General features: G+C 59.4%; 20 protein-coding genes. All 20 read left to right on the top strand.

Annotation, left to right across the window (positions count from 1 at the left end; translation table 11 throughout):
* Nucleotides 1-8 precede the first annotated feature (8 nt).
* Entirely contained in the window at nucleotides 9-1673 is a 1665-nt protein-coding gene (locus PL263_RS05120; RefSeq protein WP_278211992.1) for a transposase family protein, read from the top strand.
* 10 nt (nucleotides 1674-1683) lie between these two features.
* Complete coding sequence (locus PL263_RS05125; protein ID WP_278211993.1) at nucleotides 1684-2010, top strand: hypothetical protein; 327 nt, start codon at nucleotides 1684-1686, stop codon at nucleotides 2008-2010.
* Complete coding sequence (locus PL263_RS05130; RefSeq protein WP_278211995.1) at nucleotides 2007-2945, top strand: AAA family ATPase; 939 nt, start codon at nucleotides 2007-2009, stop codon at nucleotides 2943-2945. Before PL263_RS05125 ends, PL263_RS05130 begins: the two co-directional genes overlap by 4 nt.
* Nucleotides 2946-2953: 8 nt before the next feature.
* Nucleotides 2954-3145, top strand: a complete 192-nt coding sequence (locus PL263_RS05135; protein WP_278211996.1) for a hypothetical protein — start codon at nucleotides 2954-2956, stop codon at nucleotides 3143-3145.
* A 7-nt stretch (nucleotides 3146-3152) separates the two neighbouring features.
* A complete protein-coding gene (locus PL263_RS05140; protein ID WP_278211997.1) occupies nucleotides 3153-3308 on the top strand; it encodes a hypothetical protein in 156 nt (51 codons plus the stop codon).
* A 10-nt stretch (nucleotides 3309-3318) separates the two neighbouring features.
* Nucleotides 3319-3561, top strand: a complete 243-nt coding sequence (locus PL263_RS05145) for a hypothetical protein (protein ID WP_278211998.1) — start codon at nucleotides 3319-3321, stop codon at nucleotides 3559-3561.
* Nucleotides 3558-4112: a hypothetical protein gene (locus PL263_RS05150; protein ID WP_278211999.1), complete on the top strand. Its 555-nt coding sequence runs from the start codon at nucleotides 3558-3560 to the stop codon at nucleotides 4110-4112. The genes PL263_RS05145 and PL263_RS05150 overlap by 4 nt, the downstream gene beginning before the upstream one ends.
* 97 nt (nucleotides 4113-4209) lie before the next feature.
* Entirely contained in the window at nucleotides 4210-4719 is a 510-nt protein-coding gene (locus tag PL263_RS05155) for a host-nuclease inhibitor Gam family protein (protein WP_140911033.1), read from the top strand.
* A complete protein-coding gene (locus PL263_RS05160; protein ID WP_278212000.1) occupies nucleotides 4719-4892 on the top strand; it encodes a hypothetical protein in 174 nt (57 codons plus the stop codon). Before PL263_RS05155 ends, PL263_RS05160 begins: the two co-directional genes overlap by 1 nt.
* Nucleotides 4885-5331, top strand: coding sequence for a regulatory protein GemA (locus tag PL263_RS05165; protein WP_278212001.1), 447 nt, complete (start codon nucleotides 4885-4887; stop codon nucleotides 5329-5331). Before PL263_RS05160 ends, PL263_RS05165 begins: the two co-directional genes overlap by 8 nt.
* A gap of 4 nt (nucleotides 5332-5335) precedes the next feature.
* Entirely contained in the window at nucleotides 5336-5740 is a 405-nt protein-coding gene (locus PL263_RS05170) for a hypothetical protein (RefSeq protein ID WP_278212002.1), read from the top strand.
* A gap of 401 nt (nucleotides 5741-6141) precedes the next feature.
* Nucleotides 6142-7152 carry a phage protease gene (locus tag PL263_RS05175; RefSeq protein ID WP_278212003.1) on the top strand — a complete coding sequence of 337 codons (1011 nt, stop codon included), beginning with the start codon at nucleotides 6142-6144 and terminating at the stop codon, nucleotides 7150-7152.
* A gap of 41 nt (nucleotides 7153-7193) precedes the next feature.
* On the top strand, nucleotides 7194-8093 hold the full coding sequence (locus tag PL263_RS05180; protein WP_278212004.1) for a Mu-like prophage major head subunit gpT family protein: 900 nt from the start codon (nucleotides 7194-7196) through the stop codon (nucleotides 8091-8093).
* A 31-nt stretch (nucleotides 8094-8124) separates the two neighbouring features.
* Nucleotides 8125-8835: a hypothetical protein gene (locus tag PL263_RS05185; protein ID WP_278212005.1), complete on the top strand. Its 711-nt coding sequence runs from the start codon at nucleotides 8125-8127 to the stop codon at nucleotides 8833-8835.
* Nucleotides 8835-9338, top strand: a complete 504-nt coding sequence (locus PL263_RS05190) for a phage protein Gp36 family protein (RefSeq protein ID WP_278212006.1) — start codon at nucleotides 8835-8837, stop codon at nucleotides 9336-9338. Before PL263_RS05185 ends, PL263_RS05190 begins: the two co-directional genes overlap by 1 nt.
* A 1-nt stretch (nucleotide 9339) precedes the next feature.
* Nucleotides 9340-9828 carry a hypothetical protein gene (locus PL263_RS05195; protein ID WP_278212007.1) on the top strand — a complete coding sequence of 163 codons (489 nt, stop codon included), beginning with the start codon at nucleotides 9340-9342 and terminating at the stop codon, nucleotides 9826-9828.
* Nucleotides 9825-11285: a hypothetical protein gene (locus PL263_RS05200; RefSeq protein WP_278212008.1), complete on the top strand. Its 1461-nt coding sequence runs from the start codon at nucleotides 9825-9827 to the stop codon at nucleotides 11283-11285. Before PL263_RS05195 ends, PL263_RS05200 begins: the two co-directional genes overlap by 4 nt.
* Before the next feature lie 82 nt (nucleotides 11286-11367).
* The gene (locus tag PL263_RS05205) at nucleotides 11368-11733 is read left to right on the top strand and encodes a phage tail tube protein (RefSeq protein ID WP_278212009.1); all 366 of its coding nucleotides are present in this window, start codon (nucleotides 11368-11370) and stop codon (nucleotides 11731-11733) included.
* Nucleotides 11734-13944, top strand: a complete 2211-nt coding sequence (locus PL263_RS05210; protein ID WP_278212010.1) for a hypothetical protein — start codon at nucleotides 11734-11736, stop codon at nucleotides 13942-13944.
* On the top strand, nucleotides 13944-14462 hold the full coding sequence (locus tag PL263_RS05215) for a hypothetical protein (RefSeq protein ID WP_278212011.1): 519 nt from the start codon (nucleotides 13944-13946) through the stop codon (nucleotides 14460-14462). The genes PL263_RS05210 and PL263_RS05215 overlap by 1 nt, the downstream gene beginning before the upstream one ends.
* The last annotated feature ends 70 nt before the right edge of the window (nucleotides 14463-14532 follow it).

Raw genomic sequence — 14532 nt, forward strand, 5'->3', positions numbered from 1 at the left:
CATGAGCCATGCGCCGCAACGCCAATCCACTCGTACAACAGATGGCCGATAACAGCCCCGCCGTGCGCCCCACTGCCCAGGTCATCGCGCTACGCCAGCGCGACCCTTGGAAAGAGGCCAACGACAGCCAGCGCGCGGTCGCCACGGCACGGTTCGATATCGTCAATTCCATCCTGGACATGGAGCGCAACGGGTTTAGCGCCAACAAAGCCATCGAAACCTTGCTGGCCCGCGCGGAAACCGGCGCGCTGCATCCGTACCTGCAAAACGCGATGAAGACCGCCGCCAAAGCTAACCGCGCCGCGCCGACCCGCAGCGTGTTGTTCGAATGGTTGAAGGTGGTCAAGGCCGGCGGCGGTAGAGTCGATCTGTTGGAACAACACAAGGGCCGCGTCGTCACCGAGCAACCGGCCTGGTGGGGGCCGGCGCTGGAGTATTACAACCAGCCCAGCCAACCGGAAATGTCGGTGGTCTGGCGGCAACTGGCCGAGGTGGAAGGCTTTGCCTGCACCTACGACCAGGTGCGCGGCTATCTCAACAGCGTCCCAGCCATGCTCGGCCGCCACAGCCCGGCTCGCATCGGCCGCAAGCTGTACCGCCTGACCGAGAAGGCTTACATCCGCCGCTGCACCGAGCGCGCTTTGCCGGGCGACGTGTACGTTGCCGACGGTTACATGGCCGACATTTACCTGGTCAACCCCATCGACGGCAAGTTTCCTTGGCGGCCCGAGTTGACCGTGGCGATGGATCTGCGCAGCCGCTTTATCGTCGGCTGGCGGGCCGACGAGCACGAGGGCACCACGGCCGTGCAGAACTTGTGGGCGGAAACTTTCGCCCGCTGGAACCACGTGCCCCTGTTTCTCTATGTGGATAACGGTTCCGGCCATAAAAACAAGCTGATGAGCGACGACATGACCGGCTTTTACGCCCGCCATAACATCGAGGTGATTCACGCCATCCCCGGCAACCCGCACGGAAAGGGCTGGATCGAGCGCTTCTTCGTCGAGGTCAAGCGCGACTTTCTGAAAGCCTGGCGCCCGGCGTTTTACTGCGGCGACGACATGTGCGACGAGGCCCGCGCCGAAACCATCAAAGCCGTCAAAAGTGGCAAGTTGCAACCTCCCACCTTGATGGAGTTTGCCGAGGCATTTAACGCCTGGATCGCCCGCTACGTGCAACGTCAGCACCCGGAGAACAAGCACGTCAGCCGCGCCCAGGTGTGGGGCGAGTTGTCGCCGCTGCCGCCGCATGCCGACCTGCTGGAAATGAAGCGGCAGGCGGTGGTGCTGACCGTGCGCCGGGCCAGTATCACCCATAACAAGCGCCAATACGGCCATCCGGACCTGCATGCTTACAACCACCTGCAAGTGGTGCTGGAGTACGACCTGATGGACAACCGCGTCGCCGTCATTCGCACCCAGGACGGCCGCTGGATCTGCGATGCGCATTTGATCAACAGCGTCGATGCCGTGGACAAGAGCCGGTTGGAAGAGCGCCGCGACAAGCGGGTGGAAGACCAGCGCAAACGCTTGCAACGCAAGGTGGACGAACTCAACGCCCGCGCCGGCCTGGTGATCGATGCCGACGCCGTCGCCAGCAATGCGCAAACCCTGTTGGACCAAACCCCGGCGCTGCCGGAAACCATTGAGATTGATCTTTTTAGCTTTGAGTGAGGCAAACCCTATGAGCACATTTACCGATGCATTTTTAGTCAACCGACGGCTAGCCATTCAGTTGGGCGAATCGATGGTATGGGCGGTTGTCAGAATGGACATTGATAGCCGAGAGTTGCTATCGCTGGATTATCAGAGTGAGTTTCACGAGCAGCAGCGCACGGCGTACCAGCCGGTCAGCAAGCCACACGTTAAAGGCGCTATTGAATTGTTTTTGGGGAAATTAGATCGCGCGGTGCTGATGAAAACCGAGGCCAAGAACCTGGACCAGTTGCGGTATGACACCCGCGAATTCCTGGACATTCTGCGCAACGCGGACGGCAAGGTGGTTTTATGAGCAACTACCCCCAACACTACACGCCGGACGATATCGCCCTGATCGAACAGATCAAGGCTTGGCTGGCCGAGCGCGATTACAAACAAGCCGCGCTGGCTAGGCTGGCCCGCGTCTCGGCCAGCACGCTGAGCCAAATCCTGGGCGGCAGTTATGCCACCAGCCCCAGCAAGATGCTGGTCAACGTCGCCAACGCCATGAAACACGCCGACGACACCGCCAGCGATACCGTGGCGCCGGTGGAAACCAGCGTGTTCCGCCTGGCGTTGACCGCCTGCCAAATGGCCCGTCGCTACCGTAACTTCGCGGTGCTGAGCGCCTTTGTCGGCACCGGCAAGACCTTTGCCGTCAAGCATTACCAGCGCACCACACCCAACACTTACTTAATCGAGGCCACGCCGACCATGACCGTGCAAAGCCTGATCAAGCTGCTGGCCCGCACCGTGGCCGGCTACGAGGGCAAAGGCAGCATCGACGACAAATTCCAGTCGGTCATCAACAGCCTGCAGAACACCGACAGCCTGTTGATCGTCGACGAGGCCGACACGCTGACGCCGCACGTCCTCCACACGCTGCGCCGCCTGCGTGACCTGGCCAACATCGGCATCGTACTGGCCGGCACCGAACACCTGACCGGCCTGATCAGACCAGCCCACGGCCAGTTCGACCAAATCCGCAGCCGCACCGGCTTCTGGCCGGAAACCGTCAAGGGCATCACCGCCGACGATGCCGCCGCATTGACCCAGGCCGCGTTCGGCGACGAGGACGTCAGCGACGACGTGGTCAAGCGCCTGTATGCCTACAGCAAGGGCAGCGCTCGGATGCTGATCGAGGGCTTGGTAGCCGCCATCCAGCAATTCCGCGGCAACCGCGAGTTGAACGTGGCCCTGGTGGATGCGGTGGCCAAACAGGCTTTGTGCCTGCAATCGGTAGCGTAGGAGGCTCCGTGGCTATTTACCTAATCAAAATCCGCGACACCGAACGCGGCGTGGAAATCGAAGGCACCGAAGTCGCCAACCCCGGCGAGCGCAACGCGCCGTCGGCGGTACTGGGCGAAGCAATGGTCGCCAACGCCACCCGCTACCTGGAACAACACGGTCGGCATATCACGCTGGCCGAGACGGTTACCCGCCATTGAGGCCGCCATGAACAACTATCTCGTCAATCGATTTCTGCGCGGCGACTACGCCGGCAAAACCCAGCGCCAGGCCAACCAGCTCAAGCGGTTGGTGGCCCGGCAATGCCACAAACCGCACAACCGGCTGCGCGTGCGCGTGCAATCGGACTGGGCTTTCTACTAGGAGAGACGCCATGCCTTTGGTTAACCAAATGATCGAACAACGCCGTCGCCGCCAGCAAATTGAACGCGACCAACGCCTGTCCGGGCACGACCGGATCATCGACGACCTGCTCGGCAAAGAGGGCCGTTTGCGCCACAAGCTCACCGATACCCGCTGGATCGCTGCCATCGGCTGGGCCGCGTTTGCCTACCTGGCGTATTGCCATTGGGCCGCGCCGATCATGGTGGTCGCCGGCCTGGAGTGCCGCCTGTGAGCAACGCCTGCGCCATCCCGTGCCCGTACTGCGGCAAGGACGTCGATATCGTCCAGGCGCTGGAAGTGGCGGCCGGCAACGAATGGACCGGATTGCTCAACGGCTTACCGATCAGCCTGGTCGGCGCGCTGTTGCGCTACCTGGAGCTGTTCAAGCCGCTGAAGCAGGAGCTGCGCTGGTCCAGGCGTTTGGCGCTGACCAAAGAACTGGTGCCGCTGATCAAGGACGCGCAGATCAAGCGCAACGGCATCGCCTATTCGGCGCCGGCGGCGATTTGGGAAGCGGAGATGATGAAACTGGTCGTCAACCGTCCCGAATCGTTAGTGCTGCCCCTCAAATCCAACGGCTATCTGCTGAGCATGATCGCCGGCCGCGGCGAGCGGGCGGCCGCCAAGCTGGAGCAGGACAAAATCGAGCAACAGCGCAACCGCAGCAACGTTGGCGGTGCGCCGGTGTCGGTGGCCAGTCTCGCCGCCCAGGCACAAACCAAAACCAGGAGCAAGCCGCCGGCCAACTGGAAAGGCGGGGTGGCGCCGCCGGACACATCGTAGGGTGGGTAGAGCAAAGCGAAACCCAGCAAAACGCAATCAACGCTGGGTTGCACGTTGTTTAACCCAGCCTACGTATCATGAAACATAGGAGCCACACATGGCCAAACGTATTAAAGCCCCCGCAGCAACTTATGCCTGCCAAACCAAAGAACAAACCCAGGCCGCCATCTGTGAGCTGGGTTTGGCACAGCGCGAATTGACTCGCATCGAAACCGAGATCAACGACGAAATCGCCAAAATTACTGACAGCCGCAAAGTGCATATCGAGGCGTTAAAAACCAAGATCGACGCCCTGTTAAATGGTATTCAAACCTGGTGTGAAGCCAACCGCGCTGAATTGTGTAAGGACGGCGGCAAGACCGCCAACCTGATCACCGGCGAAGTCAGCTGGCGGCAGCGTCCGCCCAGCGTCAGCGTGCGGGCTGTCGACAAGGTGCTGGAAACCTTACGCAATCTTGGCCTGTCGCGCTTTATTCGCACCAAGGACGAGCTTAACAAAGAAGCGGTGTTGGCCGAACCGAAGGCCGTACAAGGTATTGCCGGGATCACCATCAATACCGGTGTTGAAGATTTTGCCGTCGTGCCGTTCGAACAGGACATTGCGTAATGGACGCCCGTATCCGCCAACTCCGCGATCGCGCCCGGCATCTGGCCGATGCCGCGCGCAACGCGGACAGCATGTTCGATTACAACCGGTTGATGTCCGAATCGGCCAAAGCCGAAGACGAGGCCGACGAGCTGGAAGCTCAGCGCTACGATCGGGAGGCCGTTCATGGCTGATTTGCTGGCGCACTACATCAAGCTGGTCGGCATCGCCAAAAGCTGGGCCGAGAAAAGCTTGCCCGGTTGGGGCGACGACATGCACCGCACCTTACTCGCCCGTCACGGTGCGACCGAGCATGGCGGCCATATCAGCGCCAAAACGCTGAACGTGCCGCAACTGGCTAACGTGCTTGACGACTACGCCGCCCGCGGCTGGCCGCGGCGGAACACCTACGGTGCTGGCAATAGCACTAAAGCCGTATCGCCGCAGATCGGTCTGATCGTTAAGCTATGGGGCAAGCTGGGCAAGGCGGGCAAAATCGCCAACGCCTCTCGCCCGGCGCTGCTGGCCTTTTGCGCTAGACAAACCGCCCACAACGTACCCGACCTGGACAGCCTGACCGACATGGAGCGGCAGGCCATTATCGAAGCACTCAAAGCCTGGATGGCCCGCTAATCTCATGGACGATTTCGACCTCTCCCCGGAACTGTTAGCCACACTGCCGCCCGTGCTGCGGGCGGTGGTGCGTGCGCTCGGCTACGGCCGCGCGCAGGAATGGCTGCGGCAATGGGGCGGGCTCTTGATCAATTTGCCCAAACACCACACCCGCGCGTTGGGCCTGACCGACGACGAGTTACAGCGCTTGCGGGCGGAACTGGCGCCGCATCTGGACAGCAACGACCGCTTCAGCGTGCCGAAAATCGACAAGCTGTGGATCAAGCACCGCAATTCCCTGATCAACGCGAACAAAGACTGGCAGAGCGCCTCGCACCAAGCCCGCGCCTACCACCTGACCGTGCGCCAGATTACCAACATTCGCCGCGAAGGCGAGTGCGACGATCGGCAGATGAGTTTATTCGACTGACCGATCATTTTCGTGGTGTCACGAAAATGGTCCTGAACAAGCCCCACGGGGGCACGGCTCCAGCGGGCGGTGAGCCAGCTACAAAAAACACCCGCAGCGGTCCCGGTGACTACCTCCCATCGGCGCAACCGTCGGCATGGCCCCACGAGACGGGGCCGGTTTTTCATAAATCGATATACAGGCCGCACACGGCGCTTAACGGTATTGATCGCCCCCGTTGCATAGCCCAAAAACGTTTAAACGCGCCTGCGAGGTTTTAAACGGGGTTTTGCCGCCAATGCAATCGGGTTATTATCGATAACTCGTTCGGATACTAACAACCCACACCTGGAAACATTTCCAGTCTCTTTTTACACCCCTCAAACCCGGATACTGGCCTCAACTGATTTACCGAGGCCGTCATGTCCAAACCCGCTGTCAAAGTCGCATCCCTCGCATTCGAGATCGCCGCCGGCGCCAATGTGCCGACCGAGGCGCATTTGTTGCCGGTCGGTCCGTTCCGCGCCGACGATGGTCGGCCTTGGGATTGCGAAGCCTGGCAACTCGACGCGACGATTGCTGCGAATGTGATCCAGCGCCTGCGCGACCGCAAAAACGACACCCTGATCGACTACGAACACCAATCCCTGCGTTCCGAATACAACGGCCAACCCGTTATCGCCGCCGGCTGGTTTCACGATATGCAATGGCGCGACGGCAAAGGCCTGTATGCCATTGGCGTGGACTGGACCAGTACCGCCAAACAACGCATCGCCGACAAAGAGTACCGCTACATCAGCGCCGTTTTTTACTACTACAGCGCCACCGGCGAAGTGCTGGACGTGATTTCCGTCGCACTCACCAACACCCCCGCCATCGACGGCCTGGACGGCCTGGACGATGACGACGGCATTGCCACCCTTTCCAAACGCTTTTCCTTACCCGATCTCAATCCGGAGACCACCGACATGCCAAGACCCGAAGAAGAACTCGCGGCGCTGCGCGTCACGCACGCCCAAACCGAAACCGCCCTGGCGGCACTCACCGCCGAACGCGACACGCTGAAAACCCAAGTCGCCGCGTTGACCACTGAGCGCGATACCGCGCTGGGCGAATTGGCCGCGCTGAACAAGCAAATCAACGACGACAGAGCCGCGGCCGAAGCTCAGCAAAAAACCGACCTGATCGCCGCCGCGTTGACCGATGGCCGCATGGCGCCGGCATTGACACCCTGGGCGGAAAAGCAAAGCCTGGCCGCGTTGACCGAATTTCTGGAGACCACCGCGCCGCTGCCTGTCACCCAGCGCCAAACTGGTGATGACCGCACTACCGGTACCGCCGCGCTGACCGCCGAGCAAAAGAAAATTGCCGAGCAAATGGGCGTGACGGAAGAGGAATACCTGGCCACGCAGAAAAAGTACGCGGGCAAGTAACGGCCTCTCGGATTTCATTTTTAGTTGAATAGGAGCCAGACATGGCACTCACACAAGCGCAACTCGACGCACTGAAAACTACGCTCCAGGCCAATTTTGACAAAGGTCTGGTCAATACCCCGAGCAATTGGCGGATGATTGCCCGGTTGATGAAGTCCACCAGCAAAAGCAGCACGTATGCCTGGTTGACGCAATGGCCATCCTTCCGCAAGTGGGTGGGTTCGCGGCTGCATAAAGCCATCGCCGAAAAGGCCTACACCGTCACCAACGACAAATACGAAGCCACCATCGACGTGCAACGTACCGACGTCGAAGACGACGATTTCGGCCATTACGCCACGGTAGCCTACGGCCACGGCGAAGCAGCGGCGCGGTTGATGGATGAAATCATGTTTTCCGCATTGTCGGCCGGCTGGTCGACCAACTGCTACGACGACCAATTCTTTTTCGACACCGATCACCCGGTATATGCCAATACCGACGGTACCGGTGCTGTGACCGCAACCTTAAACATCCAGGCCGGTGCCGGTTCACCGTGGTACCTGTTTGCATCTAACGCCCCGGCACTGATTCTGCAGGAGCGGGTGCCGGCGCAATTGGAAAGCCAGACCAACCCCAACCAATCGACCAACGTGTTCGAAAACGATGTGTATTCGTTCGGCGGCCGTTGGCGCGGTGCGGCGGCGTATGGCTTCTGGCAGTGTTGCTACGGTTCCAAAGCCACGTTGAACGCCACCAACTTCGATGAGCTTTACAACCGCATGCTGTCGCAAAAAGGCGATGGCGGCATCATTTTGGGCACCGTGCCCAGCTTGCTGGTTTGTGGCCCGGCTAATCGGGTAGCGGCGGAAGCGTTGTTGGCAAAAGAAATGATCGGCAACGGCGAAAGCAATACCAACTATAAGCGCGTGGATCTGCTGGTAAGCCCTTGGGTGCAGTAACCCCGCCCCGCTAATCGTTTAGGAGACTGACATGCCAAAACTGTATTGCCGCGTGAATCCACGCACCGACATCGAAAAGCGCGACCGCGCCGGCCAACGTTTTACCCGCAACTGGCGCGAGCTGGACGGTATGGACGATGCCACCGTGGCCGCACTGCAAGAAGACCCGTATCTGGAAGTAACCGACAAACCGACTGTGTTGGTCGAGGTGGCCGCGACCAGCCAGGCCGGCGCCATCGAAACCGAACAAGGCCCGAACAACCCTGTGAAGAGCGAAGCAACTGATGAGGGATCGACTGGGGAGACTGCGGCGGAAGGAACCGATACCGGTACCGCCTCCCCGGTGGCCAATACGGCCGATGCTGACCTGGGCAACGAAAACCCGGTCGAAACAGGTCCGGAGGCCGACGGGTCCGAAGGCCTCGCTACCACCGACGAAATTAAAACGGGCGACGACGCCCCGGCCGCGGATGCCGCTGACGCTGGAGCGGATGGCACCGCTGCAACGGATGGCGAACAACCGGCGAACACCGCTGAAAAAACCGCAGCCGAGCTCAGAATTGAGCAAATCAAAGGTGCAATCGAGGTGTTGAATCCGAACGTTGCCGAAAACTGGCTGGGGGACGGTCGCCCGGCAACGAAAGCCATTGAGCTGATTCTCGGTGCGCCGTTGTCTCCGGTCTCGGCCGCAGAACGGGACGCCATTTGGGCTGAAATCCAATCCGCCCGGAGCGCCGGCTAATGCCCTTCGCCACCCGCGCCGATCTGCTGGCCCGCACCAACGCCCGCCGTCTGGCACAGCTGGCGGTACCGGCAGACATGGTCATGCCGCCGGAGGCCGCGCTACGCGTCGCCATCGACGGCGGCAGTCTGACCGGCTACAGCGCGGACGAGCAAACCGCGCTGGCCGGCGCGCTGGATGCGATCGACAAATGCCTGGCCGATGCCGACGCGTTGATCCTCAGCTACGGCATTCCGGATACGGTGCAAACCACGTTAATCGCTCGTCTCGCCTCGACGGTGGCGCTGTATTACCTCCACGGCGCCGAGCGGATGACCGACGACGCGGCCAAAGCTTACCAAGGCGTGATCGACACGCTGAAGGCCCATGCCCGCGGCGAGTTGAATTTGATCCCGCCCGAGCCGCCGTTACCGACTGATCCGGTCGTATCCGACGACCTGGTTCAGTTCGAAAGCTCGGCCCGCCGCTACGGCGGCACGTCCACCGTAGTCGAGGATTGGTAACGTGATTTCGCTGACGCCTGTGCTCGAACACCTGCGCACCAAACCGGCTGCATTTCCGCGCGCCTGGTTCCGCGATTACGGGCTGGCGGCGGAATACGCCAGGATCGATCCGGACCGGCTGCCGCTGCCGGCGTTGTGGCTGGTACGCGCCGCCGACAAGTCCGACGAGCTGGACGCCGAGGCTCGCGCCGCGAATATCACCCTCGGCTTCGATGCCGTGATTGCGATCGAGAACATTCGCGCCGAGCGTGCCGGCGAAACCGATGATGTGCTGCTGGCCTATCGCGACGCCGTCCGCACCAAATTGCAAGGCTGGGAGATCGAAGCCGGCGTGAGGCCGATCCGATTCAAGGGCGGCAAGGTGCTGGAGTACACCGCGCAGGACATCTACTGGGCTGATCGATACGAATTCTCGGCCCTGATCACCAACTATTTACCCGACCCAGGCGCCTACGACAGCCTGGTCTACACTGGAGCCCCCGCGCTATGACTATCTCATTTGACAATATCCCGCAGGCGCTACGCTATCCGGGCGTCTATATCGAAATCGACGGCAGCCAGGCCGGCCTGGGCGACGACATTCCGGCGGTGTTGCTGGTCGGCCAAAAACTGGCGGCCGGTAGCGCCGTGGCCGGTGAGATTACCCGGATTAGTTCGGTCTATGACGCAGTGCAAAAAGCCGGCGCCGGCTCGATGTTGGCGCAGATGGCGGCGCGTTACCGGGCCATCGATGCGACGCTGGATCTGTACATGCTGCCGTACAGCGACAACGGCGCCGGCGTGGCCGCGACCGGTACCATTACCGTGACCAACGCTGCCACGGCCGACGGCACACTCTCATTATATATAGGCGGCCGCTTGGTCTCGGTAGGCGTGACCAGCACCATGACCACTGCACAAATCGCCACGGCCATTGCCGCCGCGTTTACCGATGCCGATTTACCGGTGACGGCCGCCGCCGTGGCCAGCGTCGTCACGTTGACCGCAAAGCACAAAGGCACCTGCGGCAATAACATCGATATGCGGCTGAATCTGTACGGCGAACTCAAGCCGACCGGTTTGGCGTTGACCCTGGCTGCGATGGCCGGCGGATCCGGCGACCCGGCGCCGGGCAACCTGGCGACATTGCTGGGCGCAAACCGCTGGTACCGTTACATCGCGCTGGGCATCAACGACGCCGCCACGCTAGCCGCCTGGCACACCGAGAGCGGGCGCCGGTATCAACCGCCGGTGCAGGCCGGCTTTAGGTGCTTCACCGCCCATCGCGGCGATTACGCCGCAGCGGCAGCGTTTGGCGAAACCAAAAACTACGAGCACATCTGCGACCTGTCGCTGGAGATCAACCCGACCCCGACTTGGGAAGCGGCGGCGATATTGTGCGCGGCGGCCGCGCCCAAGCTCTACAACAGCCCGGTGCAATCACTGGAAGGTGTGGCGCTGACCGGCATGGTTGGCGTGACCTATCACGACTGGACCAACGCCAACAGCTTGCTGTTTAAAGGCATGAGCGTGATGCAAATCGCCCAGGACGGCAGTTGCTACATCAAGCGGCTGATTACCCTGCACCAGCGCCGGCCGGACGGTTCGCCGGACGACGCCTACCTGGACGTCAATACGCCGGAGACATTGGAGCGCGTGCGCTACGAGCAACGCATCGGCGCTATCAAAGCGTTCGTCGGCACCGCCGCGGCCAAAACCAACGAAGGCTACCGTCCAGGCCTGCGCATCACCACCGAGGACAGCGTGCGGGCATTTCTGTTGAGCCTGTATCAAAACGTGCTGATGCGCGAATACGGCTGGGTGCAGAACTACGACCATTACAAAACCACGCTAGTCGTCGAACAAGACGCCGACAATCCGAGCCGGTTCAACTATCTGGATACGCCGATCATATTATCGCCGTTCCAAATCCTGGCCGGCCGCGCGCAGTTTGCGAAGCGGGTTTAATCGATTGACCGTCATTCCGGCAGGGATTGCCGGAATCCAGTCTTCAAGGATGCTTTAAAGCGAATTTACAGAGGATTCGAATATGGCCGAATTAAACAACATCCGCACCGTCTCGGTGCCGTCCATCGGCAAATTGCCGTTGGCAACGCCGGCCGGGTCCTTCACCCCGGCCGGCGAATCGCGCGAACACAAACCCGGCCGCCTGCCGGAAGACGGCGGCTTTTTGACCGGCTACAAACCGGCCGTGCTGGAGCTGAACATCAATCTGCAAGCCGGCGTCGATTTGGATGCGATCAACGCCATCAAAAATGAGACAGTCACGATCCGGCTGGAAAGCGGCCAAGTCTACATGATGGCGCAAGCATTTAGGTCCGGCGATCCGGCCGGCTGGGGTGATGGTGAGAGCAAAATAACCCTCATGAGTAATACGTCTGAGAGGATTTCGTAAATGGTTGCCCGCGTAGCTCGTGAGGAATGGGACTTCGATTCCATTGAGGATTTTTTTGCTGAGGGTGGCGCCGATTACGGCGAGGGGGCCGTGGTAATCGGTGGCACCCGCCACGTTTCGGGATTGATTCCCAATTCGACAAAACAAGCCCATGCTCTATTCAATACCGCGTTGTTGCAAAAATGGTTGAATTCAGGAACCAAGCGCGTGGATATCACCCTGCCGGGCACATATGCGTTTGCCGGCGGATCCGACCCCCAGGCTATCTGCACCGTTCCTAGCGACACAACGGTATATATCGGCCCAGGTGTAATCATCGATAACATCGCCGCCAGTTTTGGTCTAAGTAAGACCATGTTCATCAACGAAAACGCGCTGAGCAATGCGATCGCTGTCACCGAATTAACTCACGTAATAGATAACCCTGCATGGACCAGCACGGTAACGCTGAATATCGGTGCGGCAATAAACCCATTCGCAGTAGGTGACTACGTCTACATCCGTCCGGCGTATACTGGCGGAGACACCACAGGTTTTTTCAACTATATCTACAAAGTCATTGGCATCGATAACAGCGACGCCAACAATAAAAAAGTGCGCTACCGAATGGCGAACGGTTCGTCTAGCTATGTCCCGTCACCGAATGGGGCATTGATCTGCTATCAAGCCGATGCGAATATTCGGATATTCGGCGAAGGAAAAGTTCGGCAAAGTGTCCAAAACCGGGGATCAAACATCCGCGGTAATATTAGCTATCAACAAACCATACTGAACAAAATCCTGAATGGCTATATCGGATTAGGGCTAACAGAGTCTCCAGGATCGTGTTTTGCCGCCCTCGCTAACTCATTCGGCAGCACCATCGAAAACGGCATGTCCGACAATTCGACGGGGTTTTGGCTGCATGGAAACTGCTACGGCACCAGAGTGCTGAACGTGGCCGGCGAATCCAAAGACGATCTCGGCGCCATCTTCACTGATGGGGCCAACACACCATTGTATGACGCGGATGGCGTCACAGTTAATTCCGCTGGCGATATAGTTGGGATCTACATCGATTTTGGCAAAAAGCATCACAGAAAGGCCTCGTCTCAGGGCATTTCTATGATTTCCGAGAACAATCACCTGATCGATGACGTAACTATCGTCAACTATCACGGTGAGGACATCATGGGCCAACCATTCCATTTTGGTTGCGGCTACGGCGTCAACGGCACGGGCAGATACGGCAAGATTACGTTCAAGGACGGCTACTACGTGCCCAGAAGGGGGCGCGGTCTCGCATATATCAGCAACGGTGCAGGTGGTGGATCGGTAACGATAGACGAAGTCGTGTTCGACAATTTCCGCGTTCCAGCCCTGCCATCCGCAGATGGCAACGCTGGCTTTCAAAACGCGGGGGCCGGCATTTTCAACGCAGCCAATACTACAGGCTCGCACTGGATCAAGAAAATCGAAATCACAGGCGGTTCCGAATTCAACTTCGACATGGGCGCTAGCGGATCGTCAGATGTTAATGCCATGTATTTTGCCGAGCGTGTGCTGGTAGACGAGATCGTGCTAAAAGGCAGCAAAATCAAGGCCAGCGGTTCAGCCAGAGTATTGAACCCGATCAGGTCTGTTGGTGAATCCAGCTCGTACGGTATCAAGCGCATCACGATTGATGACTGCGTCACCGACTGCCCCGGCGCCGGATTTATCCAGATCGCCAACACTGCAGTTGCGCCAGAGATTCACATCTCAAAATCGCGGCCATCTGTCGCTGCTGTGTCGCTCGCATTTCAGGCTGGCGCTATTCCACACAACACCCGATTTTACTTTGCCGACAACGATGTCAGTGGGTTTGTGCGCGGATTGATCTATCCGAGCGGCACTACTGCAAAAACCATCAACCTCACGTATGGCGGCACAAAAGTGGCTGGATGGTGCTTCAATCCGTCGAATGCGCAAAATATCACATACAACATCCGGTCGACTGGTGGCAATGAAGGCACCGGAGCGCAAGGCGTCGGCACGTCAAATACGTTCAACCTATATGGTAACTGTGCTGATTTGCAATGGGATGTAACACAGATTGCTAGGGTCAATGGTGCGATTCTTTACAACACCAACGCCGCTGCCGGAACGCTGGGACAAGCCGGTTTAGTTGCGGGGGGCGGCACGGGTGCAAATAGCTGGAAATTATTAACTGATACGACAAAGGCATATTGATGAAATTACTAACCCCGTTGCGTCTTTTAAAAACGGAAATTACTGAACTCAACTTCCGCGCCCACACCACCGCCGAAGATTACCTATGCTTCGACCAGCGCGGCGGCGTTGCGCAGCGGATTGCGTTGATCGCCTCGCTGACGGGTACCGACGAGGCATTGATCCGGCAGTTGCGCGGGCCGGATTACATCCGCGCCGAGCAGCTGGCCAGCGACATGTTGGAGGCCGATGCCACGGCGGCAAGCGAGGCCAACGCCGATCGGATCAAGCTGTTGTCCCGGTTGACCGGTGCGACCGAAAGTGAGGTGGCGAAGATCCTCGGCGTGCTGACCGAACAGGCTAAGACGGCAGCAACCAACGACGAGGGCGCCGCCGAAAAAAGTTGTCAGAATCATCACCGCAGTCGGTTTAGTCGCCAAAGTGATGAACCAGCCGCTGCCGATCGTCAAGCGCATGCCCTTGGCCGAGTTGTTCATGTGGGCCAAGATGGCGGCGGCGATGGATGGGCGGCAGTTTGATTAATCCAATGTAGGGAGGGTTTACCCCGGAAACATTTCCAGCCTAAGCGCGCATCCCATAACTCAATAA

The organism is Methylomonas sp. EFPC3 (assembly GCF_029643245.1).
Lineage (GTDB): Bacteria > Pseudomonadota > Gammaproteobacteria > Methylococcales > Methylomonadaceae > Methylomonas > Methylomonas koyamae_B.

Bases quoted from the DNA above. Each gene is read 5' to 3' on its own strand.
- PL263_RS05130 (WP_278211995.1), top strand. From the start codon at position 2,007: ATGAGCAACTACCCCCAACACTACACGCCGGACGATATCGCCCTGATC.
- PL263_RS05145 (WP_278211998.1), top strand. From the start codon at position 3,319: ATGCCTTTGGTTAACCAAATGATCGAACAACGCCGTCGCCGCCAGCAA.
- PL263_RS05140 (WP_278211997.1), top strand. From the start codon at position 3,153: ATGAACAACTATCTCGTCAATCGATTTCTGCGCGGCGACTACGCCGGC.
- PL263_RS05210 (WP_278212010.1), top strand. From the start codon at position 11,734: ATGGTTGCCCGCGTAGCTCGTGAGGAATGGGACTTCGATTCCATTGAG.
- PL263_RS05185 (WP_278212005.1), top strand. From the start codon at position 8,125: ATGCCAAAACTGTATTGCCGCGTGAATCCACGCACCGACATCGAAAAG.
- PL263_RS05215 (WP_278212011.1), top strand. From the start codon at position 13,944: ATGAAATTACTAACCCCGTTGCGTCTTTTAAAAACGGAAATTACTGAA.
- PL263_RS05155 (WP_140911033.1), top strand. From the start codon at position 4,210: ATGGCCAAACGTATTAAAGCCCCCGCAGCAACTTATGCCTGCCAAACC.
- PL263_RS05125 (WP_278211993.1), top strand. From the start codon at position 1,684: ATGAGCACATTTACCGATGCATTTTTAGTCAACCGACGGCTAGCCATT.
- PL263_RS05180 (WP_278212004.1), top strand. From the start codon at position 7,194: ATGGCACTCACACAAGCGCAACTCGACGCACTGAAAACTACGCTCCAG.
- PL263_RS05165 (WP_278212001.1), top strand. From the start codon at position 4,885: ATGGCTGATTTGCTGGCGCACTACATCAAGCTGGTCGGCATCGCCAAA.
- PL263_RS05160 (WP_278212000.1), top strand. From the start codon at position 4,719: ATGGACGCCCGTATCCGCCAACTCCGCGATCGCGCCCGGCATCTGGCC.
- PL263_RS05170 (WP_278212002.1), top strand. From the start codon at position 5,336: ATGGACGATTTCGACCTCTCCCCGGAACTGTTAGCCACACTGCCGCCC.
- PL263_RS05205 (WP_278212009.1), top strand. From the start codon at position 11,368: ATGGCCGAATTAAACAACATCCGCACCGTCTCGGTGCCGTCCATCGGC.
- PL263_RS05175 (WP_278212003.1), top strand. From the start codon at position 6,142: ATGTCCAAACCCGCTGTCAAAGTCGCATCCCTCGCATTCGAGATCGCC.
- PL263_RS05190 (WP_278212006.1), top strand. From the start codon at position 8,835: ATGCCCTTCGCCACCCGCGCCGATCTGCTGGCCCGCACCAACGCCCGC.
- PL263_RS05120 (WP_278211992.1), top strand. From the start codon at position 9: ATGCGCCGCAACGCCAATCCACTCGTACAACAGATGGCCGATAACAGC.
- PL263_RS05200 (WP_278212008.1), top strand. From the start codon at position 9,825: ATGACTATCTCATTTGACAATATCCCGCAGGCGCTACGCTATCCGGGC.